General features: G+C 72.7%; 21 protein-coding genes and 2 pseudogenes. 12 read left to right on the top strand and 11 right to left on the bottom strand.

From position 1 onward, the window contains the following. Window position 1 precedes the first annotated feature (1 nt). A complete protein-coding gene (gene ligD, locus FGW37_RS04480) occupies window positions 2-976 on the top strand; it encodes a non-homologous end-joining DNA ligase (protein WP_179079866.1) in 975 nt (324 codons plus the stop codon). 10 nt (window positions 977-986) lie between these two features. On the opposite strand, the gene ligD (FGW37_RS04485) is transcribed toward ligD (FGW37_RS04480), so the two are convergent. After that, on the bottom strand, window positions 987-1892 hold the full coding sequence (gene ligD / locus FGW37_RS04485; RefSeq protein ID WP_179079867.1) for a non-homologous end-joining DNA ligase: 906 nt from the start codon (window positions 1890-1892) through the stop codon (window positions 987-989). A 41-nt stretch (window positions 1893-1933) separates the two neighbouring features. Between ligD (FGW37_RS04485) and ku the strand changes: the two genes are divergently transcribed. After that, window positions 1934-2941 carry a non-homologous end joining protein Ku gene (gene ku / locus FGW37_RS04490; RefSeq protein WP_246430266.1) on the top strand — a complete coding sequence of 336 codons (1008 nt, stop codon included), beginning with the start codon at window positions 1934-1936 and terminating at the stop codon, window positions 2939-2941. A gap of 33 nt (window positions 2942-2974) precedes the next feature. Here ku and FGW37_RS04495 read toward each other — a convergent pair whose 3' ends face one another. Then, a complete protein-coding gene (locus tag FGW37_RS04495; protein ID WP_179079869.1) occupies window positions 2975-5689 on the bottom strand; it encodes an ATP-binding protein in 2715 nt (904 codons plus the stop codon). Window positions 5690-6116: 427 nt separating this feature from the next. Between FGW37_RS04495 and FGW37_RS04500 the strand changes: the two genes are divergently transcribed. Genes FGW37_RS04500 through FGW37_RS04520 form a run of 5 tightly spaced genes read left to right on the top strand, consistent with a single transcriptional unit; the run spans window position 6117 to window position 10484 of the window. Continuing rightward, window positions 6117-7631 carry a sensor histidine kinase gene (locus FGW37_RS04500; protein WP_179079870.1) on the top strand — a complete coding sequence of 505 codons (1515 nt, stop codon included), beginning with the start codon at window positions 6117-6119 and terminating at the stop codon, window positions 7629-7631. A gap of 25 nt (window positions 7632-7656) precedes the next feature. Then, window positions 7657-8043 carry a roadblock/LC7 domain-containing protein gene (locus FGW37_RS04505; RefSeq protein ID WP_206329087.1) on the top strand — a complete coding sequence of 129 codons (387 nt, stop codon included), beginning with the start codon at window positions 7657-7659 and terminating at the stop codon, window positions 8041-8043. After that, window positions 8040-8405, top strand: coding sequence for a DUF742 domain-containing protein (locus FGW37_RS04510; protein WP_058041366.1), 366 nt, complete (start codon window positions 8040-8042; stop codon window positions 8403-8405). The genes FGW37_RS04505 and FGW37_RS04510 overlap by 4 nt, the downstream gene beginning before the upstream one ends. Then, entirely contained in the window at window positions 8386-9024 is a 639-nt protein-coding gene (locus tag FGW37_RS04515; protein ID WP_179079871.1) for a GTP-binding protein, read from the top strand. The genes FGW37_RS04510 and FGW37_RS04515 overlap by 20 nt, the downstream gene beginning before the upstream one ends. Beyond that, window positions 9021-10484 (top strand): cytochrome P450, encoded by a 1464-nt coding sequence (locus tag FGW37_RS04520; protein WP_179079872.1) that lies wholly within the window; start codon window positions 9021-9023, stop codon window positions 10482-10484. The genes FGW37_RS04515 and FGW37_RS04520 overlap by 4 nt, the downstream gene beginning before the upstream one ends. A 263-nt stretch (window positions 10485-10747) precedes the next feature. Here the strand turns inward: FGW37_RS04520 and FGW37_RS33160 are convergent. Further along, window positions 10748-11647, bottom strand: a pseudogene (locus FGW37_RS33160) (terpene synthase family protein); the annotation flags it as partial. 248 nt (window positions 11648-11895) lie between these two features. On the opposite strand from FGW37_RS33160, the gene lnt reads away from it, so the two are divergent. Next, window positions 11896-13464: an apolipoprotein N-acyltransferase gene (gene lnt / locus FGW37_RS04525; RefSeq protein ID WP_179079873.1), complete on the top strand. Its 1569-nt coding sequence runs from the start codon at window positions 11896-11898 to the stop codon at window positions 13462-13464. Here lnt and FGW37_RS04530 read toward each other — a convergent pair. Then, complete coding sequence (locus FGW37_RS04530; RefSeq protein ID WP_179079874.1) at window positions 13436-14341, bottom strand: Gfo/Idh/MocA family protein; 906 nt, start codon at window positions 14339-14341, stop codon at window positions 13436-13438. The genes lnt and FGW37_RS04530 overlap by 29 nt on opposite strands. A gap of 124 nt (window positions 14342-14465) precedes the next feature. Between FGW37_RS04530 and FGW37_RS04535 the strand changes: the two genes are divergently transcribed. Continuing rightward, window positions 14466-14975, top strand: coding sequence for a DinB family protein (locus FGW37_RS04535; protein WP_179079875.1), 510 nt, complete (start codon window positions 14466-14468; stop codon window positions 14973-14975). A gap of 78 nt (window positions 14976-15053) precedes the next feature. Next, window positions 15054-15755, top strand: a complete 702-nt coding sequence (locus FGW37_RS04540; protein WP_179079876.1) for a hypothetical protein — start codon at window positions 15054-15056, stop codon at window positions 15753-15755. An 82-nt stretch (window positions 15756-15837) separates the two neighbouring features. On the opposite strand, the gene FGW37_RS04545 is transcribed toward FGW37_RS04540, so the two are convergent. The 5 genes from FGW37_RS04545 to FGW37_RS04565 all read right to left on the bottom strand — a co-directional run bounded on the left by FGW37_RS04545 (window position 15838) and on the right by FGW37_RS04565 (window position 19564). Further along, window positions 15838-16536: a uracil-DNA glycosylase gene (locus FGW37_RS04545; RefSeq protein ID WP_179079877.1), complete on the bottom strand. Its 699-nt coding sequence runs from the start codon at window positions 16534-16536 to the stop codon at window positions 15838-15840. Window positions 16537-16636: 100 nt separating this feature from the next. Further along, on the bottom strand, window positions 16637-17431 hold the full coding sequence (locus FGW37_RS04550; RefSeq protein WP_179079878.1) for an SDR family oxidoreductase: 795 nt from the start codon (window positions 17429-17431) through the stop codon (window positions 16637-16639). Window positions 17432-17445: 14 nt separating this feature from the next. Further along, window positions 17446-18207 carry a 3-oxoacyl-ACP reductase FabG gene (gene fabG, locus FGW37_RS04555; RefSeq protein ID WP_179079879.1) on the bottom strand — a complete coding sequence of 254 codons (762 nt, stop codon included), beginning with the start codon at window positions 18205-18207 and terminating at the stop codon, window positions 17446-17448. 140 nt (window positions 18208-18347) lie between these two features. Further along, complete coding sequence (locus FGW37_RS04560) at window positions 18348-18743, bottom strand: DUF3037 domain-containing protein (protein WP_179079880.1); 396 nt, start codon at window positions 18741-18743, stop codon at window positions 18348-18350. Beyond that, on the bottom strand, window positions 18740-19564 hold the full coding sequence (locus FGW37_RS04565; RefSeq protein WP_179079881.1) for a HipA family kinase: 825 nt from the start codon (window positions 19562-19564) through the stop codon (window positions 18740-18742). Before FGW37_RS04565 ends, FGW37_RS04560 begins: the two co-directional genes overlap by 4 nt. Window positions 19565-19587: 23 nt before the next feature. Between FGW37_RS04565 and FGW37_RS34080 the strand changes: the two are divergent. Beyond that, window positions 19588-19985: pseudogene (locus FGW37_RS34080) on the top strand (Rieske (2Fe-2S) protein). Window positions 19986-20006: 21 nt separating this feature from the next. Here FGW37_RS34080 and FGW37_RS04575 read toward each other — a convergent pair. After that, the gene (locus FGW37_RS04575; RefSeq protein WP_179079882.1) at window positions 20007-20651 is read right to left on the bottom strand and encodes a cysteine hydrolase family protein; all 645 of its coding nucleotides are present in this window, start codon (window positions 20649-20651) and stop codon (window positions 20007-20009) included. A 139-nt stretch (window positions 20652-20790) separates the two neighbouring features. Here FGW37_RS04575 and FGW37_RS04580 point away from each other — a divergent pair, with 139 nt between their 5' ends. Then, window positions 20791-21261: a pyridoxamine 5'-phosphate oxidase family protein gene (locus FGW37_RS04580; RefSeq protein WP_179079883.1), complete on the top strand. Its 471-nt coding sequence runs from the start codon at window positions 20791-20793 to the stop codon at window positions 21259-21261. 181 nt (window positions 21262-21442) lie between these two features. Here FGW37_RS04580 and FGW37_RS04585 read toward each other — a convergent pair whose 3' ends face one another. Next, window positions 21443-22354: a LysR family transcriptional regulator gene (locus FGW37_RS04585; RefSeq protein ID WP_179079884.1), complete on the bottom strand. Its 912-nt coding sequence runs from the start codon at window positions 22352-22354 to the stop codon at window positions 21443-21445. Window positions 22355-22422 lie beyond the last annotated feature (68 nt).

Consider the following 22422-nt stretch of genomic DNA (forward strand, 5'->3'; position numbering starts at 1 on the left):
GATGGCCCCGACCACCCGGCGCGCCCCGGCCCCGCCGCCCGCGATCCGGCCGATGCTGGCGACCACCGCGCCCCTGCCCCCCGCGGCCGAGGAGGCGGCGTGGGCCTTCGAGGTCAAGTGGGACGGGATCCGCCTGGTCGTGAGCCTCCCCGGGGACGGCACCGTCCGGCCGGTCACCCGCGCCGGCAACGACGCCACCGTGACCTACCCCGAACTCCGGGCCCTGGAAGAGCAGCTGCGCGGCCGGCCCGCGGTCCTCGACGGCGAGGTCGTCGTCCTGGACGGGGCGGGGCGGCCCGACTTCGGGCTGCTCCAGCGCCGCATGGGGGTCACCGACCCGCACCGGGCGGCCCGCCTCGCGGCGGAGTACCCCGTACGCCTGATGCTCTTCGACGTCATGCACCTCGACGGCCGGTCCCTGCTCGGCCTCCCCTACCGGGAGCGGCGCGCCGTACTGGAGGGCCTGGGGCTCGCGGGCCCGGCCTGGTCGGTGCCGGCCGCCGTGGAGGGGCACGGGCAGCAGGCCTGGGAGGCCACCCTCGAAGGCGGGTTCGAAGGCGTCGTCGCGAAGAAGCTGACGTCCCTGTACACACCCGGCATCCGGTCGTCCGAATGGCGCAAGACCAAGCACGTCGTCACCCTCGACGTGATCATCGGCGGCTGGGCCGAGGGCCGCGGCTCCCTCTCCGGGCTGCCCGGAGCGGTCCTCGTCGGCGTGGAGGAGCCGGAGGGCCTGCGCTACGCCGGGTCCGTCGGCTCGGGGCTCTCCGAGCGCGAGCGCCGGGACCTGGCCCGCTACCTGGCCGTGATCCCGCGCGCGGACCCGCCGTTCACCGGCCCCGCCGACGTGGCGGGCGCGCACTGGGTCGAGCCCCGGCTCGTCGCCGAGGTCGTCTTCTCCGGCTGGACGGCGTCCGGCCGCCTCCGGCACCCCGTCTGGCACCGGCTGCGGCCCGATCTGACCCGGCTCGGCTGAAGGAGGGACCTCACGGGAGCTGCGCGCGAGTGGCGTCGCCGGTGAGCGGGGCCAGCAGGTCCCCGTAGGCCTCCGCCCGGTCCAGCACCTGCTCGGGGGTGAACGCGAGCTCCTCGGGGTCCCGGCACGCGGCGACCTCGTCCCAGGTGACCGGGGCGGCCACTCCGGGGCCGCCCTCCCGCAGCCGCACGGTGTAGGGCGCGGCGGTGGTCTTGGCGCTCGCGTTCTGCGACCAGTCGATGAGGACCTTGCCCCGGCGTTCGACGCGCGCCATGGAGACCACGACCAGGCCGGGGTGCTCGCCCATCATGCGGGCGGCCAGCGCCTTGGCGTAGCCGCCGGCGGCCCGGCCGGACGCCGCGTGGACCGGCGCGTACAGATGCAGGCCCTTGGAGCCGGAGACGACGGCGTGGGCGGTCAGCCCGTCGTCCTCCAGGAGCTGGCGCAGCCGCTGGGCGATCCGGCAGCAGACCACGAGGTCGGCGCCCGGGCCGGGGTCCAGGTCCAGGACGAGCCGGTCGTGGCCGTCGGGGCCGGCCGTCGCCGTCCACTGCGGGACGTGCACCTCGTACGCGCCGAGGTTGGCCATCGCGACCAGGGCGGCCGTGGTGTCGATGACGACCTGCTCGGTGACGCCCTCGCGGTGCTCCACCGGCACCACCCGCACCCACCGGGGCTTTCCGCCGGGCGGGTTCTTGGCGACCCAGCTCTGCCCGCCCGGTCCCTCCGGGGCGCGGACGAAGGAGGCGGGCCGGTCGGCCGTGTGCGCCACCATCACCGGGGCGATGCGGGCGTAGTACTGCAGCACCTGGGCCTTGGTGTGGCCCGATGCGGGGAAGAGCACCCGGTCGAGGTGGGTCAGGGCCAGCCGGTGGCCCTCGATCTCCACCGCCTGCCGCTCCGGAGAGACAGACATAAGGTAGGAATTCCCCGTGGAGGGATAAAACTATGCGGACCATGTGGAAAGGTGCGATCGGCTTCGGACTGGTGTCCGTACCCGTACGGCTGTACGCCGCCACCCAGGAACACGGCCTCAGACTGCACCAGGTCCACGACGCGGACGGCGGCCGGATCCACCTCAAGCGCACCTGCGAAGCCTGCGGCGAACAGGTCGACTACGAGCACATCGCCAAGGGCTTCCAGGACGACGAGGGACACACCGCCGTCGTCACCCAGGACGAGCTGGCCGGGCTGCCGCTGCCCAGCAAGAAACTCATCGACGTGCTCGCCTTCGTCGACGCCGGCCGGATCGACCCTCTGCAGCTCTCCAGCGGCTACTACCTCGCGCCCGAGAGCGCGGCGGCCAACAAGCCCTACGTCCTGCTGCGCGAGACCCTCAAGCAGACCGAGCGGGTGGCCGTCACCAAGATCGCACTGCGTACCCGGGAGTCCCTGGCCCTCCTGCGGGTCCACGGCGACCTGCTGACCCTGCACACCATGTACTGGCCGGACGAGATCCGCGACAGCGGCGACCTCGCACCGCCCTCCTCGGTCACCGTGCGGCCGCAGGAGCTGAAGATGGCCACGAGCCTGATGGACACCCTCTCCGAGGAGTTCGATCTCGACGAGCTGGAGGACGAGTACGAGATCGCCCTGAGCGAGCTGATCAGCGCCCACCTGTCCGACCGGCCGGTCCCCAAGAAGGAGACGGCACCCGCACCGGACAACGTCATCGACCTGATGGCCGCGCTCCAGGCGTCCATCGACAATGCGGCCGGAAAGGAGGAGAGGGCGGGGAAAGGCGCCAAGAAGGAGGCTGCGCCCACGAAATCGATGCGCAGCACCGCAAAGAAATCCGCCGCACCGCAGAAACGCACCGCCGCCAAGAAGACGGCGACGGCCTCCTCCACCGCCAAGGGCAAGAAGACCGCCGCGTCCACAGCCAAGACCGGCACGGCCAAGAGCACCACGGCCAGGACGGCCAAGAAGACGGCTGCCAGGAAAACCGGCCGCCGCGCTTCCTGAACCGGAGCCGTCCGGGCTCGGAGCCGACCGGGATCAGCGCACGGCATCACCCGCCGGCTCGACTCCCTCGCACACCGCCGACGCGAGATCGGCCCGGGCGGTCGCCACCAGCCCGTCCGCCGCGCACTGCTGGGCCACTTCCAGCCCCTCGCGCAGCCGCTCGGTCGCCTCGGCCGGCCGGTCGGCCCGCAGCAGCGCCGAACCGTGGGCGACCAGGGCCGCCGCGAACTCGTACTTGCACGGCGAGCGGCGCAGGTGCACCACGGCCTGGCCGAGCTTCACCAGGGCCTCGTCCGGCTCGGCGACCAGGGCGGCCCTGCGCAGGGCGTCGCCGAGGGCGGTGTCCGTGCCGAAGCGCGCGGCGTTGCGGACGGCCTTGCCGGCCAGGTCGCGGGCGCGCTCGGGCTCCTCGTCCTTGACGGCGACGGCCAGGTCGAGCGCCCACGGGGCCCACACGGTGTTGTTCCGCCCGCGCTCCTCCAGCCTGCGCCCGGCGGCCTCCAGCTCCGTGATCGCTTCCTTCCTGCGGCCCTGGGCGAGCAGCAGCCGTCCGGCCAGGCACGCGGCGTCGGGCAGCACGATGGCGGGCGTGTAGGGCGCCTGGAAGCCGTTCTCCTCGGCGAAGGCCTGGGCCTCGTCGACCCGGCCGCGCGCGAGCAGGGTGTCGATCAGCAGGCAGGCGCCGTCCCAGTGGATCGGCAGGCCGGGTCCGAGGCGCTTGCCCAGCCGCAGGCCCTCGCGCAGCAGGGCCTCGGCCTCGTCCAGCTCGCCGCGGCGGCGGTGCACCAGACCGAGGAAGTCGTGCGCGAAGGCGAGGTGACCGCCGCTCCAGCCGGAGATCTCGAAGGCCCGCACGGCGTCCTTGAAGAGCTCCTCGGCGTGGTCGAGCCGGTCGGTGTAGGCGAAGGTGATGCCGATGATGCTGGGGACCTCGAAGCCCCACTCGGTGTTGGTCCACCCCATGCCCTCGGCGAGCCGGCCGTCCACGAGGGCGCGCTCGACGTGCTCGACCACCTGCACGGCGTCCTCACCGCGGATCATGCCGTCGAAGCCGCGCAGGGCGAGCAGGGTCCGCTCGGTGTTGTCGCGGCCGCGAATGCGTTCGGCGAGCTCGGCGATGCGGCGCGAACGGCCCAGGGAGTCCTGCTCCTCCACCTGGATGCCCTGCCACAGATAGTGCGCGGCCTGCAGGCGCATCCGCCCGGCGCCCGGCGGGGTGCGCTCGGCCTGCTCCTTCACGACGTCGGCGGCCTCGCGCAGCTGGCTGTTGTGGGCGTAGGCCTGGGAGAGGCGGTAGGTGGCGTCGACGCGCAGCTCCTCGGTGAGGTGCGGCAGGGACAGCGCCGTCTTGAGGTGGTTGACGGTCGTCGACGGCGAGGTGAGCAGTGCGGAGCAGCCCAGCTCGTAGAGGACCGCGGCCCGCTCCTCCTCGGGCGGCGGCTCCTGCAGGGCGCGCTCCAGACAGCGGCGGGCCGCATCCGGGGCACCGACCGCCAGGTGCTCGCGGGCGGCCACGCGCAACTGCTCGACCAGCTCGGAGTCGTGGTCGGGATGGACCTCCAGCAGGTGCCGGGAGGCCGAGGCGGGGCCCAGCCCCGCCTCGGTGACGGACCAGGCGGCCTGTCCGTGCATGGCGGTGCGGGTGGCCGGCGGGATCGAGGCGTAGATGGCCGTGGCGATCAGCGGGTGGACGAATTCCAGGTCGATGGCGCCGGTGAGGATACGGGCGTGCCGCAGCTTGTCCGCGCACTCGGCGGCCTGGGCCGGCCCCATGCCCGCGAGGTTCGCCGCCAGGGACGGCTGGATCTCGGTGCCGAGCACGGCCGCCGCCCAGGCGAAGCGGGTGACGGCGGTGCCCAGCCGCTCCAGGCGGGACACCAGACCGCTGCCGCGGGCCGTGGCGCCGAGGTCGCGCAGGAGGGAGGCGGACTCTTCGACCGGCTTGAGGCCGTGGTCCTGCGCCTTGGCGACCAACTCGACGGTCTCGTAGGGATTTCCGCCGGTGACGGCCCAGACCTCGCGGCAGAACGGGGCGTCGGCCTCGTCCGGGAAGGAGCCGACCACCAGCCGGTTGACCGCTTCCGGGGTCAGGGCGCGCAGCTCCACGGGACGGGAGCTGCGACCGGTGACCAGCTCGCTGAAGCCCGGGGCGTTCTCGGCTAGTTCCTCCGGGCGGTAGGCGATGACGGCGAGCAGCGGCGTCTCCTGCAGGCGCACGGCGAAGAACGCGAGCCAGGCGAGCGACTCGGCGTCGGCCCAGTGAGCGTCGTCGATCATCAGCACCACCGGCTCCTGGCGGGTGGCGAGTTGGGTGACGAGCCAGTCGATGCCGTCGCGCACGCCCTGGGGGTCCTGCGGGCCGACCGGCGGGGCGATGCCCAGCGCGGGGCCGGCGATCTCGTACCAGCCGCCGAGCAGCTCCTTGCGGTCGCTCTCGCTCATCGGCGCCAGGACCGGCTGGAGCAGCTGGCGGACGACGTGGAAGGGGACCGGCTGCGCGGACTCGCTGCCGCGCGCGAAGAGGACGGTGCACTTGCCCGCCTCGATGGCCATCCGGCGCGTCTCGGTGAGCAACGCCGTTTTCCCCAGGCCTGCTTCGCCCCTGTACAGCAGCAGGCCGCCGAGCCGGGGCCGCCCTTCGGTCGCAGTTCCGCACAGCCTTTGCACCGCTTCCTCAGCGGCTTGCAGCTCGAGCTCCCGCTCGAACAGGGCGGCGGATGCGTTCTGTTCACGCTGATGCCCTGACATGGCGATGTCTCCCCGGAAGATGTGGTGGAGCGAGCCTAGCCCCGTCCGTGAGGCCAGGGGCAGGGTTCGGCAGACGGACCACCCGGGAGCGTGACCTTCCCCCGCCCGCCACTGGAGCCCGTTCCGCACCACGGGCAGCACACCCAACGTGCACCGAACATACATTCATACGATTCGGAAACCCATTCGGAATTCGAAGCGCGAGGCCATTATGAAGCCTTTCGAATTCCTACGTCAGGCCAATCTGCGAATATGACAACTTCGCGCCGGAGCCCCGCGCGACCGGCTACGCTCCATGTCGCGCAGCGGGTTGTGGCGACTACTTCACGGTGCGCACAAGTGCTGCGCCGGCGCCGTTCTCCGCGGGAGACACCCGGGATTGCCGCGCGCCGGGCCCTACGCCTTCTTAAGAGTTCCGAGGATCCCGATGGTTGGTACTGGCTCGTCAGTTCAACGGCGGCCCGTCTCCGCTCTGATATGGCTGATCTCCCCCTTGGTCCTGGCCGTGTGCACGGGTGCGGCGGTCCTCGCCGTCGCTCCCGAGGCCCGCGTTCCGGTGGCCTGGTGCGGGTCCTCCGCCACGGTCGCGGTGGCGCTGGCAAGCTCCGAGGCCGCCCGGCGGGGACGGGTCATCGCGGCCCTGCGGCGGCGCTGCGCCGACCAGGAGGCCGGCCTGCGGTACCGGCTCGACCAGCACGAGGCGGAGACCCGGCGGCTGGCCAAGGAGCTGCTCCCCCGGGCCATCCACCTGCTGCAGCGCGGCGCCCCCACCGAGGTCGTACTGCGCCACACGCTCCCCGTCCACGACCTCGAGCCCGGCTACGCGGCCGCGCACCGGTCGGTGCTGAAATCCGTCATCGAAGCCGTGCAGGCGGAGGAGGGGCTGCGTGACTCCGCGCAGCGCGCCTTCGTCAACATCGCCCGTCGCATGCAGGCCATCGTGCACCAGCAGGCCTACGACATCCGGGAGATGGAGCACAAGCACGGCAACGACCCCGACGTCTTCGGCGATCTCCTCCACCTCGACCACGGCAACGCCCTGACCGGCCGCCTCGCCGACAGCATCGCCGTCCTCGGCGGCTCCCGCCCCGGCCGCCAGTGGAAGAACGAGATCCCGCTGTACAACGTGCTGCGCGGCGCCATGTCGCGGATCCTGGAGTACCGGCGGGTCGACCTGCACTCGGTGGCCGACGTAGCCGTGGTCGGCGCCGGCGTCGAGCCGGTGATCCACGCCCTGGCCGAGCTGCTGGACAACGCCACCCGCTACTCACCCCCGCAGACCCGGGTGCACCTGACCGCCGTGGACATCCAGTCCGGCATCGCCGTCGAGATCGAGGACGCAGGCGTCGGCCTCACCGACGAGGCGCGCCGCCGCACCGACCGCGTCCTCTCCCGCGAGGGCGCCCTCGACCTCGACGACCTCGGCGAGGCGCCGCGGCTGGGCCTCGCGGTCGTCAGCCGGCTCGCCCGCACGTACAACTTCCTGGTGTCGCTGCGGCCCTCCGCCTACGGAGGCGTCCGGGCCGTGCTGGTCATCCCCATGGACCTGATCACCGCCAGCAAGCACCCCGGCGGCGACATCGCCCGCGCGCCCAAGCTCCCGCCCTTCAAGTCCAAGCGCCGCCCGGGCCAGAAGATCCCCCCGCCCGCTCCGCAGACGGCTCCGCCGATGATGGAGCACCCCATCCCGCCACCGCTCGGGGACAGCGGGCTGCCGCAGCGACGGCGGCGCCGCGGCCCCGCGCCGCTCCCGTTCGGCCGGGGCGCGGCCGAACGGCGGGACCGGCCGCCGGCCCCGCCCGCCGCGCCGGCCGCTCCGGAGGAGGCCCCCAAGCAGCCCGGAATGTGGCTGGCCGCCTTCAACCGCGGCATCAACGGGGAGTCCCTGGAGCCGGATCCCGGTCGGCCGCACAGTGATATCCCGTCAGACAAGGAAGAGTAGCCAAGTGACGCAGCCGCGGTTCAACATGGACTGGATGCTCAAGGACCTGGCAACCAGTGTTCCGCAGACCCGCCACGTGATCGTGCTGTCCTCGGACGGCCTGCGCATGGCTCAGCACGGCACCGACCCGGACGCCGCCGACCGCCTCGCCGCCGCCTGTGCCGGACTGCAGAGCCTCTCCACCGCGATCGCCGGTGAATTCCCGCACGGGGACGGGCAGATGCGCCTGGTCGTGATCGAGGTCGACGGCGGATTCTTCTATCTGATGGCCGCCGGGGCCGGAGCCTTCCTCGCGGTGCTGGCCGACGACGACGTGGACGCCGAGCTGATGGGCATGCGGATGCGGGATCTGGTGGCCCGCATCGGTTCGCATCTCACCAGCCCGCCGCGGGTCGGCGGGTCGGTGACATGAGCACGGAGGGACCCGGCTCCCCGACCGCGCCCGGCAGCCCGGACCGGCTCTACATCCTCACCGGAGGCGAGCCCCGCGCGGAGCGGAAGACGGAGCTCGACCTGGTGACGCTGATCGTGTCCCGGTCCGAGGCCGACCCCGGGCTGCAGCCCGAGCACGCCGCCATCGTCCGGATGTGTGCCTACCCGCTCTCCGTCGCCGAGATATCGGCCTATCTGGAACTGCCGGTCAGCACGCTGACCCTGCTGCTCACGGAGCTGGTGGCGGGTCGGCACGTGGAGGCCCGGCCGCCGGTGCCGGCGGCCGCCCTTCCCGACGTTCAACTTCTGGAGGCGGTGATGAATGGACTACAGAAGCTCTGACTCCCCCGGGTTGGAGACCTATGCGGGCCCGCGCAGCGAGGACGTCCTGCCGGCCTCGGCCACCGCGGCCGTCAAGGTCGTCATCGTCGGCGGGTTCGGGGTCGGCAAGACGACCCTGGTGGGCTCGGTCAGCGAGATCCGGCCACTGACCACCGAGGAGACGATGACCCAGGCCGGTGTCGGCGTGGACGACATCGCCGGGATCGAGCACAAGACCGAGACGACCGTGGCCATGGACTTCGGCCGGATCAGCATCAACGAGCACCTGGTGCTGTATCTGTTCGGCACTCCCGGCCAGGAGCGCTTCTGGTTCCTGTGGAACGGCCTGTTCGAGGGCGCCCTGGGAGCGGTCGTCCTCCTCGACACCCGCCGCATGGACGTCAGTTACGACGTGATCGGGCGTCTGGAGGAGAAGGGAGTGCCGTTCGTCGTCGGCGTCAACCGCTTCCCCCAGGCCCCCAGATACCCGATGGAGCAGCTCCGCTCGGCCATGGACCTCGACGACTCGGTGCCCATGGTCGACTGCGACGCCCGAGACCGCGCCTCCTGCCGCGACACCCTGCTCACCCTCATGCGCTACCTCTACACGCTCACCACCGCCTCCACGGAGCACCAGTGACCCTCCCTTCCGAACGCCCCCGCACCACCTCCCCGGCCGGGCCTCCCCCGCAGTGCCCGGCCCATGTGACCGGCCCCGGCGGGATCACCCGGCTGTACGGCCCGGAGGCCGAGGCCGACCCGATGGGGCTGTACGAGCGGCTCCGCCAGAAGCACGGCCAGGTGGCGCCCGTCCTGCTGCACGACGACGTCCCGGCCTGGCTCGTCCTCGGCTACCGCGAGAACCTCGACGTGGCGCGCACCCCCTCGCGTTTCTCGCGCGACTCCCGGCGGTGGATCGAGGCGCGCGAGGGCCGCGTGGCCCCGACCCACCCGCTCGCGCCGATCACCACCTGGCAGCCGATCTGCGTCTTCGCCGACGGCCAGCAGCACGAGCGCTGGCGCGGCGCCGTCAACGACAGCATCGCCCGCTTCGACAAGCGGGGCATCCGCCGCCACGTCACCCAGTACTCGAACCAGCTCGTCGACCGCTTCTGCGCCTCGGGCCGGGCCGATCTGGTGCACGAGTTCGCGGAGCAGCTGCCGATGATGGCGATGACGCAGCTGCTGGGCATGCCGGAGGCGTACAGCCCCCAGCTGGTCAACGCCGCCCGGGACATGATCAAGGGCACCGAGACGGCGATCGCGAGCAACGAGTTCGTCCAGGAGACGCTGCGCAAGCTGGTGGCGCGCAAGCACGTCGAGCCGGGCGCCGACTTCACCAGCTGGCTGCTGGAGCACCCCGCCGGGCTGTCGGACGACGAGGTGCAGCAGCATCTGCGGCTGGTGCTGATCGCGGCCTTCGAGACCACGGCGAACCTCATCGCGAACACCCTGAAGATGGTGCTCACCGACCACCGCTTCCAGGCCTCCCTGGCCGGCGGTCACATGACGCTGCCCGATGCGGTCGAGCAGGTCCTGTGGGACGAGCCTCCGTTCATCTCGATCCTGGGCCGCTGGGCGACGCAGGACACGGAGCTGGCAGGTCAGCAGATCAAGGAGGGGGACGCCCTGATCCTGGGGCTGGCCGCCGCCAATATGGACACGGTCATCCGCCCCGATCCCGACGTCCCCGTCCACGGCAACCGCTCGCACCTGGCGTTCAGCGGGGGCCAGCACGAGTGCCCGGGCCAGGACGTGGGCCGGGCGATCGCGGACACGGGCATCGACGCCCTGCTGCTGCGCCTGCCCGATCTCACCCTCGCGGTGGACGAGTCGGAGCTGACCTACCGTTCCACTCTGATGTCCCGTCATCTGACCGGACTGCCGGTCCGGTTCACGGCGCGGGCGCCACTGCCCCCGGAGGAGACGCTGACACCCGCGCCGGAGCCGCCCGCGCCCGCTCAGCCGGAGCGGGCCGAGCAGCCGGCCATCCCGGCGTCTCCGGTCCGGGCCGCCGGTGCGGAGACGCCCGGTCCGCAGGCGCCGGGTTCGCGGCGGTCATGGTGGAGGTCGCTGAGGCGCCTGCTGGGGCGGCGGTAGCGGCCGGTCTCGAGTTGGTCCCACCACCAGGCGATGGCGGGGATGGGCAGGGGATCCGGGCTGTTGTCCGACGGGAGCGGTTTCCACCACTCCACGTCGGCGGCGGTCCCGTAGGGGTCCTGGTAGCGGGCGCAGACCGAGGCCCAGTCCAGGTGCCCGCGGACGAAGTGGCCCAGCGCCACCAGGTAGCAGCGCAGTTCCACCCCGGCCCGGGGCCAGATCTGCTCGCGTAAGCGCAGGAAGAGCGTCATGACGCGGTCGCGCATCGCCATGGCCTCTTCCTGGGCCCGGGCGGGCTCCCAGTCCCGTTCCTGGACCAGGACGTCGATCAGGTTGAGGTTGTCGCCGGCACGCTGGATCTCCTTGTTCCGTGAGTAGAAGTCGTTGTCCCAGGCGACGAGCGTCCAGGTCATCTCGGTGAGGGCCCGGACCTCGGGCCGGTCCAGGTCGCGGTCGTCGAGTTCGTATCCTCCTGCGATGTCCATCAGGGCCGTGGAGGGCGCCATGCCGATGGCGCGCATCCACATGGCGGCGTAGTCGTTCACGGACGGCAGGGCCCGGTCGCGGCGGCAGGCGGCCTCCCACACCAGGCCGGTGAGGTAGGTGCGCATGCCCTCGGTCCAGTGGCGCAGCTGGCTCGGTGTCGCGTGCTCGGCCAGCTCCAGGCGGACGGCCCGCAGTGCCGCGGCGTGGGGCGAGTCATCCGGCCACTCCGGCACCGGCGCTTCCAGGACGCGCATGATGCGTGAGGTCGTGTGCGCCAGGCCGTGGGCGGTGGCGGTCGACTCGTCGCACAGGGCGTCGTCCAGGGAGAAGAGCACGGCGTGGAGCTTGGCGACGACGGTGAGCGGTCCGGACCGGCCGTAGGGCATGGTCCGGGCCGTGAGCCCGCCGAAGTCGCACCGGGCGAGGCGCTGCCGCTGGTGGGCCGAGGTGTCGAGCTGTCGCTGGAGCATCCAGTCGATCGAGGTGCGGTCGATCTCCCGGATGCCCGGGTGCACCGCCGGCGGTATCGGACAGTAGAAGGGCACGATCTCCAAGGGCTGTACTGATATGCGATCTCGCACGCCCGTCACGGCGCCTCCCCAGGCCGGCTCGCAGCATTCCTGTCCGCTTTTGCGCGGTACCTGCCCAGGGTGGACCGGGGATAACCCGCGGCGCATACCCGGTCACACCTTTCCAGCGCAGGACGCAAGGCTCACTTTGGATCATTTCTGACCGGACCCGACTAAAAGAGCTTTTCCGGTGAGTGGCTGCGGTGGAATATTGCACCCCGATGTCAGAGTTTTTTCCTCATGATCCTCCACTGTTCGAAAAGATAAGGGTTGGCCGGATCTCGCTCATCCGTTGCGCGGACGAATGATCGACGATCTATGGCGCCGGTGACCGTTCGGGCCCAGGGAGGCACGCCATGACGACGCAACCGCCGGACGGCACGTACGCCGGGCCGCTGACCCGGCCCTGGCCGCGGGCGGCTGCGGCGGTGGTGGCGGGAGCGCTGCCCGCGCTCACGTTTCCCACGCCTTCGCTGTGGTGGCTGGCCTACGTCGCCCTCGTCCCCTGGCTGTCCCTGATCCGCACGGCGCCCTGCGCGCGGCGGGCGGCGCTCGACGGCTGGCTCGGCGGTGGCGGGTTCCTGCTGGCCGTGCACCACTGGCTGCTGCCGAGTCTGCACGTCTTCATCCTGGTGCTGGCCGCGCTGCTGGGGCTGCTGTGGGCGCCGTGGGGCGTGCTGGTCAAGCGGCTGATGGGCGGTTCCCCGGGGCCTGCGCGGGCCGCAGCAGCCCTCTTCGCCGTCCCCTCCGGCTGGTTGATGGTCGAACTTGCCCGTTCATGGGAGTATTTGGGCGGACCGTGGGGTCTGTTCGGGGCGAGTCAATGGCAGGTGGCACCCGCTCTCAAGCTCGCTTCTACGGGCGGGATCTGGCTGGTTACTTTCCTCCTCGTGGCTCTCAACACCGCTGTTTCCACGGTCATTTGGGCATCTCGCGCGCGTATCACCGGACTAGTCGGCCTGGTGGGCTGTGCAGCCGTCGTCGCCGGAGTGTGGTGGTGGGCGCCTTCGCCGCGCCCCGCGGGCACCGTCCGGATCGCTCTCGTGCAGCCGGGCGTCGTCGACGGGGCGGGCAGCGTCCAGCACCGGTTCGACCGCCAGGAGGAGCTCACGAGGAAGCTGGCCGGGCAGCGGGTGGACCTCGTGGTGTGGGGCGAGAGCGGCGTCGGCGGCGACCTCGCGCAGCACCCCGGCCTCCGGGACCGGCTCACGGCGCTCTCCCGCGCGGTGGGCGCGGACCTCCTCGTCAACGTCGACGCGCGCCGCTCGGACCGGCCCGGCATCTTCAAGAGTTCCGTGCTCGTCGGCCCCGGCGGGCCGACCGGGGAACGCTACGACAAGATGCGGCTCGTGCCGTTCGGGGAGTACGTGCCGGCGCGCTCCCTGCTCGGCTGGGCCACGTCGGTGGGCAGGGCGGCCGGCGAGGACCGCATGCGCGGCGAACGCCCGGTGGTGATGAGGCTGCCCGCCTCCCCCTCCGCGCCGGAGGGCCTGCGCATCGGCCCCCTGGTGTGCTTCGAGTCGGCCTTCCCCGACATGAGCCGGCAGCTGGCCCGCGACGGCGCCCAGGTGATCGTCGCCCAGTCCTCCACCTCTACGTTCCAGCAGAGCTGGGCCCCGTGGCAGCACGCCTCGCTCGCCGCGCTGCGGGCGGCCGAGACCTGGCGGCCTGTGGTGCACGCGACGCTGACGGGCGTGAGCACGGTCGCCGGTCCGCAGGGCCGGGCGGTCGGCGCCCCGCTCGGCACCGACCGCAGCGAGGCCGCCGTCCGCGAAGTGCCGCTGGCCCGCGGCACGAGCCCCTACGTCCGGTACGGGGACTGGGTCGTCCTGGTGTCCTTGGCGGTCGTCGCCTGCACGTGCGCCGCCGAGGGCGTCCGGCTGATGCGACGGAACGTCAGGAAGCCTGCTCGGAAGCGGCCATGACGACGCGCTCGCACAGTTCGTGGGTGGCCAGCGCGTCCTCGGCGTCGAGCAGCTTGCCCGCGCCGGCCGCGTCGAGGAAGGCGAGGGCGGTCTGCTCGATGCCGCGCTGACGGGAGACGGGCACCCAGTCGCCGCGCCTGCGGACGCTGGGCTGCCCCTTGTGGTCGATCACCTCGGAGAGGTTGAGGACCTGCCGCTTGGTGTCCTGTCCGGAGACCTCGAGGATCTCCTCGGTGGAGCCGTTCATCCGGTTCATGGTGCCGATGGCCGTGAAGCCGTCGCCGGAGAGCTGGAGGACGACGTGGTGCATGAGGCCGTCACGGACCCGGGCGCGCACGTCCACGTGCTCGACGGGCCCGGGGGCGAGGAAGCGCAGGGTGTCGACGACGTGGATGAAGTCGTCGAGCACGAGGGTGCGCGGGTCCTCGGCCAGCCCGACGCGGTTCTTCTGCATCAGGATCAGGTCGCGCGGGTGGTCCAGGCACTGGGCGTAGGACGGTGCGAAGCGGCGGTTGAAGCCGACCATCAGGCTCACGCCCCGCTCCCGGGCGAGGCGGACGAGCCGCTCGCTGGTGGCGAGGTCGTAGGCGAGGGGCTTGTCGACGTAGACCGGTACGCCCGCTTCGAGGAGGCGGGTGACGAGCTCGGGGTGGGCCGCGGTCGCCGCGTGGACGAAGGCCGCGTCGAGGTCCGCCGCGAGCAGCCCGTCGAGGCCGGTGTGGCACCGGGCCTCCGGGATGCGGTGGGCCTCGGCGACGCGCGCGAGCGTGGCGGGGGTGCGGGTGTGGAGGTGGAGTTCGAGACCCGGCCGGGTGGCGAGCACCGGAAGGTACGCCTTCTGTGCGATGTCTCCGAGCCCGATGCAGCCGACCTTCACAGCGCCTCCCTGGTGCGTGCGTGTCCTTGTTCGGGAAGCATACGGCTGTGCGGAAGGGCGCCGGTCGGCGATGCCGGGGGAAAACTCCTGGCGCGGGCGGCACGGGGCCGCGAGGATGACCGCCATGATCCTTCCTGAGCGCCCCACGCCCCCCACCGTCTCCGACGAGCGCACCAGCCTGGAGAGCTGGCTCGACTTCCACCGTGCCACGCTGGCCCTGAAGTGCGCGGGCCTGGACGAGGCGCAGCTGCGCGAGGCCTCCGCACCGCCGTCCCCGATGAGCCTGATGGGTCTCGTCCGGCACATGGCCGAGGTCGAGCGCAGCTGGTTCCGCCGGTGCCTGGCCCGCGAGGAGGCCGGGCCGCTCTACTACACCGACGCAGAGCCGGACCGGGACATGGAGGTCACGGAGGCGGACTGCTGGGAGGAGGCCTACGCCACCTGGCAGGCGGAGATCGCCGCGGCCCGGGAGGCGGCGCGCGGGCGCTCGCTGGACGACCGCGGCTTCGCCCCGCACCGCAACAAGGAGTTCGACCTGCGGTGGATCTACATCCACATGATCGAGGAGTATGCGCGCCACAACGGCCACGCCGACCTCATCCGCGAGCGGATCGACGGGGCGACCGGGGCCTGAGCGCTCCCGGACGCATGATCGCACATCACCCGTGCGGGTAATTCCCAACGACGACGGCTGCAGAGCAGAGTTGAGCGAGTGCATCGACTGCCTGCAGTGACGGTCATGGCGGCGGTGGCGCTGGCGGCCGCCGGGTGTGTGTCCGTCTCCCAGCCGCCCGCCTCCCACTCCCCGCCCCGCCCGCCGGGCCACTCCCGGCCGGGCGATCTGCTGCCCGGCCCCGCCCGTGAGGATCTGATCACCACGGGGCCCGACGGAGCCCGCTCCCCCACGGCTCCCGGGCAGGACCCGAGAGCCGCCACGGCCGGGGGCGCCTCGGGACCCGAGGGCGCGATCACCCCCTCCGGCCGCTCCGGCGCCCACGGGCACCGGGACGGGGCGGATCCTGCGGATCCTTACGACTTCGGCGATCCCCCGGACCCGTCCGACGACGGAGCGGAGCCGTCGCGCTCCTCCGGCTCCCCGCGGCTCTCGCACCCGCCCCGTAGTACGGGCCGCAGCTGGGCCTCGCCGGACCGGCGCGCATCCCCGGACCTCAGCCCGTCCTACCCACGGAGCGAGGCGCCCGCCCCGCAGCCGGAGCAGCGCACCGCCGACTCCCCGCCCGCATCAGCCTCCCACCGGGAAGCGTCGTCGGCGGCGCCACCCCCGCAGGCGCCCCCGCCTGCGCCCGCACCCCGTGCCCGTAACAACAACGTCTGCGCGATGGGCCGGCAGCACGGGCGCTGGCAGCAGGGCGGCGACGCCTCACGGATCTGCGACTCGGTCTACGGGCACTGACGCGCCGCCGCAGTGCGGCCGGAGGCCGGGGCCCCGGGCCGGCGGGCACGATGCCCGCCCGCGGGCCCCGGCCGGGACCGGGTCAGAGTGCCGGCACGGCCGCCAGGTCCGGGATGCGCCAGTCGATCGGCTCGTGGCCCTGGGCCGCGACCGCCTCGTTGATCTGGCTGAAGGGGCGGCTGCCGAAGAACTTCTTCGCCGACAGCGGCGAGGGGTGGGCGCCCTTGACCACGACGTGCCGGCTCTCGTCGATCAGGGGCAGCTTCTTCTGGGCGTAGTTGCCCCAGAGGACGAAGACGGCCGGGTCGGGCCGGGACGCCACGGCGCGGATGACCGCGTCGGTGAACTTCTCCCAGCCCTTGCCCTTGTGGGAATTGGGCTCCCCGCCGCGGACCGTCAGCACGGCGTTGAGCAGCAGGACGCCCTGCTCGGCCCACGGCTGGAGATAGCCGTTGTCCGGGACGTCGTAGCCGAGCTCCTCGCGCATCTCCTTGTAGATGTTGCGCAGGGAGGGCGGGGTCTTCACCCCGGGGCGGACCGAGAAGCACAGGCCGTGGCCCTGGCCCGCGCCGTGGTAGGGGTCCTGGCCGAGGATGAGGACCTTGACCTGGTCGTACGGGGTCGCCTCCAGGGCTGCGAAGACCTCCCCGCGCGGCGGGTACACCGGTGCCTTCGTGCGCTCCTCCTCCACGAAGTCGGTGAGCTCCTTGAAGTAGGGCTTGTCCAGCTCCTCGGCGAGGACACCCTGCCAGGACTGGGGCAGCACGTCGGTGACGGTCACGTCAACAACCTCCGGGGTTCGTTCCGTTCTCGGGTGAGAACTTACCGGCGACCACTGACAACGGCCGACGCCCGCCCCCCGGCACCCGTGCCGCCCGGCCTCAGAACCCCGCGTTCAGGAAGATCCCGCCGTCCACGACGAGGGTCTGCCCGGTGATCCACCCGGCCGCGTCCGAGAGCAGGAACGCGGCCGCTCCCCCGATGTCCTCGGGGACGCCGAGGCGGCCGAGCGGGTACGAGGCCACGACCTCCTCCTCGCGCCCCTCGTAGAGGGCGGCGGCGAACTTCGTCTTGACGACGGCCGGTGCGATGGAGTTGACCCGCACCGCCGGGGCGAACTCGTGCGCGAGCTGCAGCGTGAGGTTGACCATCGCGGCCTTGCTCATGCCGTACGCCCCGACGAAGGGGGAGGCGGAGATGCCGGCGACCGACGCGATGTTGACGATCGCACCGCCGTTGTCCTTCTGCCACGCCCGCCACGTCTGCTGCGCGAAGCCGAGGGCGGAGATCACATTGGTCTCGAAGACCTTGCGGGCGACGCCGAGGTCGAGCTCGGCCATGGGGCCGAACACGGGGTTCGTCCCGGCGTTGTTGACCAGGTAGTCGATGCGGCCGAACTCCTCCATGGCGTGCTGCACGGCGGCGGCCTGGTGGGCCTCGTCGTGGGCCTTGCCCGCGATGCCGATCGCCCGGCCCGCGCCGAGCGACTCGACGGCCTGCTTGAGGGCGTCCTCGTTGCGGCCGGTGATCACGACGCGGTCGCCGCGGGCGACGAGCGCCTGCGCGATGCCGTAGCCGATGCCGCGGCTCGCGCCGGTGACGAGGGCGACCTTGCCGGTGTCCTGCCGGCCGGCCTGCTCCTGCTGCTCCTGCTGCTCCTGCTGCTGTGCAGTCATCTCCGTGCTTCCTGTCAGTTGAGCGGTCCGCCGGCCACGTACAGGACCTGTCCCGAGACGAAGCCCGCCTCCTCGCCGGTGAAGAAGGCGACCGCGTTGGCGATGTCCTCGGGCTCGCCCACGCGCTCCACCGGGATCTGGGTCGCCGCGGCGGCCTTGAAGTCCTCGAAGCCCATGCCGAGGCGGGCCGCGGTGGCGGCCGTCATCTCGGTGGCGATGAAGCCGGGGGCGACGGAGTTGGCGGTGATGCCGAACTTGCCCAGCTCCTTGGCGAGCGACTTGGTCAGGCCCTGCACCCCGGCCTTGGCGGCCGCGTAGTTGGCCTGACCGCGATTGCCGAGGGCGGAGCTGCTGGAGAGGTTGACTATGCGGCCGAAGCGCGCGTCCACCATGTGCTTCTGGCAGGCGCGCGACATCAGGAACGCGCCCCGCAGGTGCACGCTCATGACGGTGTCCCAGTCGCTCTCGCTCATCTTGAACAGCAGGTTGTCACGGGTCACGCCCGCGTTGTTGACGAGGATGAGCGGCGCGCCCAGCTCGGCGGCGATCCGGGTGACGGCGGCGTCCACCCGGTCGGCGTCGGAGACGTCGCAGCCGACGGCGAGGGCCCGGCCACCCGCCGCGGTGATCTGCTCGACGGTGCCCGCACAGGCCTCCTCGTCGAGGTCGAGGACGGCGACCGCGCGGCCCTCCCGTGCCAGGCGGACGGCGGTCGCGGCACCGATGCCGCGGGCCGCGCCCGTGACGACGGCCACGCGCTGCTCGGGCTTGGGCATACGGGATCTCCTCACCTCGAAGGCGGCCCGCCCGCCCGGCGCCCGGCCGGGCAGGTGAGCAACCGCTTAGTAGCTTCGGCGGATCAGACGCTAGAAGCCCCGCCACCCGCTGTCAACGCCTTCCCGCACCGCCCTGCAGCTCACCTCACCAGCAGGTCCAGCAGCCGCTCCGGCTCGATCGTGGGATCCGCCGTCAGGCCGGCGTGCACGGGGCCCGGCTGTACGACCGTACTGCGGGGCGCGATCAGCCAGCGGAAGCGGCGTCCCGGGTCGTCTCCGGCTGCCTGTCCGGCGCGCTCCCCGCCGAGGCAGACGCCCTCGACGGCGCAGAGCGCGGCGCGCACGCCCGCCACGTCCGCCGTCGGGTCGAGGGCCAGCAGCCGCGCCTCGTCCAGGTGCACGCGGGCGGCGACGTAGCCCTTGGCCTGGCAGTAGACGACGACCCCGGCGTTGATCTGCTCACCGCGCTCGACGCGGGGGACGACCCGCAGCAGGGCGTACTCGAAAACATCGCGTCCGTTGTGGCGCCCGGTCACTTCCCGGCCCTTCCGTCGAGCCTGACACGCACCCACTCCGGCGCCTGCGAGGGCTTGTCCTTGCTGCGTTCGCCGACCGAGATCCGGTCGCCGATGCTCCGTGCCCGTTCCAGCAGCACCTCGACGTAGGCCCGGCGCACTGCGTCGGGGCCGTCGAAGCCCGGCTCGTCCGCGAGCCACTCGTCGGGCACGTCGGCGGCGACCTCGGTCAGCAGCTCCTCGGTGACGCGCGGCGCGAGCTCGGCCGCGGCCGCTGCGAGGTCCGGGCCGAAGGTGGCGAGGACGTGGTCGGAGGCGTCGTAGGCCTTGCCCGCGGCCGCGGCGGCCCCCGGCCAGTTGTGGTGCCAGATCATGGTGGCGCCGTGGTCGATGAGCCACAGCTCGCCGTGCCACACGAGCAGGTTGGGGTTGCGCCAGGAGCGGTCGACGTTGTTGATGAGCGCGTCGAACCAGATCACGCGGCCGGCCTCGGCCGCCCCGACCTCGAAGGCGAGCGGGTCGAAGCCGAGCGCGCCGGGCAGGAAGTCCATGGCGAGGTTGAGCCCGCCGCTGGCCTTGAGCAGCCCTTGCACCTCCTGGTCCGGCTCACCCCGGCCGATGACCGGGTCGAGCTGGATGCGTGCCAGGTCCGGGACGCGCAGGCCGAGAGCACGGCCGAGCTGTCCGCAGACGACCTCGGCGACCAGCGTCTTGCGGCCCTGACCCGCACCGGTGAATTTCATGACGTACGTACCGAGATCGTCGGCCTCGACGATCCCGGGGAGCGAGCCGCCCTCACGCAAGGGCGTGACGTATCGGGTGGCTGTGACTTCGGGGAGCATTGCCCCAGGCTACTGCGGGACTTCTGCCGCCCTTTGAACGCGGGGGCCGCCGGCTCCGTACGTCTCCCGCCGCTTCCGCCGGATCCGCAACCTCCGCCGGATCCGCCGCACCGGCCGCCTTCCGGGCTCCGCGCGGCTCGACCCGCCGCAGCGTCGTCGCGGCGGCGGGGGCGGCGGCAAGGTCTTCCCGGACCGGAAAGTCGTGGTGACCCAGCCGGTGAAGGGCGAGTTCAAGGCCTTCTCAGCGGTCTGCACCCACCAGGGGTGCGTGGTCAAGGACGTCTCCGGGGGCGCCATCAACTGCCCGTGCCACGGCAGTAAGTTCCGGATCGCGGACGGGAGCGTGCAGGGCGGTCCCGCGCAGGGGCCGCTCCCCGAGGAGCAGGTCTCGGTCCGCGGCGGCTCGCTGCACCTGGGGTGAGCCCGGGCCCGCAGCCTCGCGTCAGCCGCTCCGGGGCGCGCTCCGCCAGCCGCGCAGCACGGCGTCGGCCGTGGTGACGGTGGCTACGAGCGCCAGGGTGTGGCTGACCATGGCCGCGGTGTAGTCCGCGGGCACGCCGGCGATGGCGTCGGCGGGGACGACGGCCGTGTAGCCGAGGTTGACGGCGTCGAAGACGGTGTTGGGTACGGCCACGTTGGCCGAGACGCCGGTGACGACGAGGGTGCGGCAGCCGAGGTTGCGCAGCAGGGCGTCCACGCCCGTGCCCGCCAGGGGTGAGAGCCCGTGCAGCCGCCGGACGACCAGGTCCGCGTCGCCGACCGGGATCGGGTCGGCGACGCGGACCGCGCGGGTGCCGGTCAGCTGCTGCACGGGCAACCGCTCGGCCGCGCGGAAGAGGCGGGCGTTGCGGCTGGCACCGCGGCCGTCGGGGCGGCGCTCGGCGATGGCGTGCACGACCTGGACGCCCGCGTCGTGCGCGCCCGCGACCAGGCGGGCGATGTTCACGAGGGCGCCGGAGGCACGGGCGGCGGCCGCGAGCTCGGGCAGGGCGCTGTCGGGGCCGACGACGCCGCGCTGGCACTCGACGGTGAGCAGTACGGTCGTGGCGGGGTCGAGGCGCTCGGCGTGCGGGTCCGGCGGCGCCATGCTGGTCGCTCCCTCCTGGGGCCGGTGTCCGGCGGGTGGGGCCGGGCCGCGTGAGGGTAGCGGGCATTGCGCCGGCTGGGGAAGGGGTCCACACTTCCTGACACGCAGTCAGATGCCGGGGTGCGGGGAGGGCGCGGGCATGGTCACCACCCAGCGGCGGGGCCGCCGGATCATGATGACGCGGCCGGAGCTGGACGCGTTCCTCGCCGGGCAGCGCACCTGCCGGGCGGCCACGGTGGGGCGGGACGGGCGTCCGCACCTGAGCGCGCTGTGGTTCGTCTGGGACGGATCCGCGGTGTGGCTGTACTCGATCGTCCGCAGCCGCCGGTGGGCGGAGCTGCGGCGCGACGCGCGGATCGCGGTGCTGGTGGACGACGGGCGGGAGTACGGGGAGCTGCGCGGGGCGGAGCTGTCGGGCACGGCCGCCTTCGTCGGCGAGGCCCCGCGCACGGGCGAGGCCTGCCCGGAGCTCGCCGCGCCGGAGGGCCTGTTCACCGCCAAGTACTTCGGCGGCCTGCCCTCGATGCCGCACGACGGCCGCCACGCCTGGCTGCGGCTCGCGCCTGAGGCGATCGTCTCCTGGGACTTCCGCAAGCTGGCGGGCGGCTAGCGCCCCGCTCAACGCCCCGGCCCCGCCCCGGCCCGCGCTGGCCCGGCCCGCCCCGGCCCGCCCCGGCCCGCCTGCGGAACGGACTGCGCCTTCCCGGCCACGGTGCCGGGCCACGGCTCCGGTCACGTCTCCGGCCACGGCTTCCGGTCGCCGCTCCCGGTCACCGCGCCCGGTCACGGCACTAGGCGGAGCCCGCCATCTCCTCCCCCGCCGCCCTCAGGGCCTCGACCGCCGCGCGGATGGACGGCCGCCGGTCCGCGTCCGCGCGCCAGATCGCGTAGACGTGACGGCGCACGGTGTGCCGCACCGGCACCACGCGCACCCCTTCCGGCACGGGGCCGCGCCCGAGCCGCGGGGCGACGGCGACGCCCAGCCCGGCGGCGATCAGCGCGAGCTGGGTGTGGTGCTCCTCGGCCATGTGGGAGATGCGGGGCTCGATGCCCTTCCCGCGCAGGGTGAGCATCAGCCAGTCGTGGCAGAACTCGCCGCGGGGCCAGGAGACCCAGTCGTCGTCGGCGAACTCCTCCAGGTCGACCTGGTCCCGGCCGGCCAGCGGGTGGTCCACCGGCATCGCCACGTCGGCGGTGTCGTCGAGGATCGGGGCCTTGGCCAGCCCGTCCGGCATGGGCAGGGGTTTGTTGTACCAGTCGAGGACGACCGCGACGTCGATGTCGCCGCGGACCACCCGGGGCACGGCCTCCTCGGGCTCCATCTCCTCCAGCCGGGCCCGCAGCTGGGGGTGGGCGCTGCGCAGCCCGGCGAGGGCGGCGGGGAAGAGACCGCGGGCGGCCGTGGGGAAGGCGCCGAGGAGCAGCTCGCCGACGGCCTGCCCGCGCTGCGCCTCGAGGTCGGCCTGGGCGAGCTCGACCTGCGAGAGGATCCGCGAGGCGTGGTCGGCGAGCAGCCGTCCGGCGTCGGTGAGCCGTACGCCGCGGCCGTGTTTGGCGAGCAGCTGCTGCCCGGTCTCCCGCTCCAGCTTGGCGAGCTGCTGCGAGACGGCGGACGTCGTCACGTGCAGCCCGTCCGCCGCGGCGCTGACGGATCCGTGGCGGGCGACGGCATTGAGGGTGCGCAGACGCTCCAGATTCAACATATAAGCAACCCTACGCGATAGACCCCACTTATATTTACTTGTTCTAAAGGTGGATGCGCGGCCATTCT

The organism is Streptomyces rectiverticillatus (assembly GCF_013394065.1).
In the GTDB taxonomy this organism is placed as follows: domain Bacteria; phylum Actinomycetota; class Actinomycetes; order Streptomycetales; family Streptomycetaceae; genus Streptomyces; species Streptomyces rectiverticillatus.

Excerpts from the sequence above, each read along its gene's own strand:
- FGW37_RS04500 (WP_179079870.1), top strand. The coding sequence starts at position 6,117 with ATGGTTGGTACTGGCTCGTCAGTTCAACGGCGGCCCGTCTCCGCTCTG.
- FGW37_RS04585 (WP_179079884.1), bottom strand. The coding sequence starts at position 22,354 with ATGTTGAATCTGGAGCGTCTGCGCACCCTCAATGCCGTCGCCCGCCAC.
- ku (WP_246430266.1), top strand. The coding sequence starts at position 1,934 with ATGTGGAAAGGTGCGATCGGCTTCGGACTGGTGTCCGTACCCGTACGG.
- ligD (WP_179079866.1), top strand. The coding sequence starts at position 2 with ATGGCCCCGACCACCCGGCGCGCCCCGGCCCCGCCGCCCGCGATCCGG.
- FGW37_RS04565 (WP_179079881.1), bottom strand. The coding sequence starts at position 19,564 with ATGCTCCCCGAAGTCACAGCCACCCGATACGTCACGCCCTTGCGTGAG.
- lnt (WP_179079873.1), top strand. The coding sequence starts at position 11,896 with ATGACGACGCAACCGCCGGACGGCACGTACGCCGGGCCGCTGACCCGG.
- FGW37_RS04515 (WP_179079871.1), top strand. The coding sequence starts at position 8,386 with ATGGACTACAGAAGCTCTGACTCCCCCGGGTTGGAGACCTATGCGGGC.
- FGW37_RS04580 (WP_179079883.1), top strand. The coding sequence starts at position 20,791 with ATGGTCACCACCCAGCGGCGGGGCCGCCGGATCATGATGACGCGGCCG.
- FGW37_RS04495 (WP_179079869.1), bottom strand. The coding sequence starts at position 5,689 with ATGTCAGGGCATCAGCGTGAACAGAACGCATCCGCCGCCCTGTTCGAG.
- FGW37_RS04550 (WP_179079878.1), bottom strand. The coding sequence starts at position 17,431 with ATGACTGCACAGCAGCAGGAGCAGCAGGAGCAGCAGGAGCAGGCCGGC.
- FGW37_RS04510 (WP_058041366.1), top strand. The coding sequence starts at position 8,040 with ATGAGCACGGAGGGACCCGGCTCCCCGACCGCGCCCGGCAGCCCGGAC.
- FGW37_RS04505 (WP_206329087.1), top strand. The coding sequence starts at position 7,657 with ATGGACTGGATGCTCAAGGACCTGGCAACCAGTGTTCCGCAGACCCGC.
- FGW37_RS04575 (WP_179079882.1), bottom strand. The coding sequence starts at position 20,651 with ATGGCGCCGCCGGACCCGCACGCCGAGCGCCTCGACCCCGCCACGACC.
- fabG (WP_179079879.1), bottom strand. The coding sequence starts at position 18,207 with ATGCCCAAGCCCGAGCAGCGCGTGGCCGTCGTCACGGGCGCGGCCCGC.
- FGW37_RS04535 (WP_179079875.1), top strand. The coding sequence starts at position 14,466 with ATGATCCTTCCTGAGCGCCCCACGCCCCCCACCGTCTCCGACGAGCGC.
- ligD (WP_179079867.1), bottom strand. The coding sequence starts at position 1,892 with ATGTCTGTCTCTCCGGAGCGGCAGGCGGTGGAGATCGAGGGCCACCGG.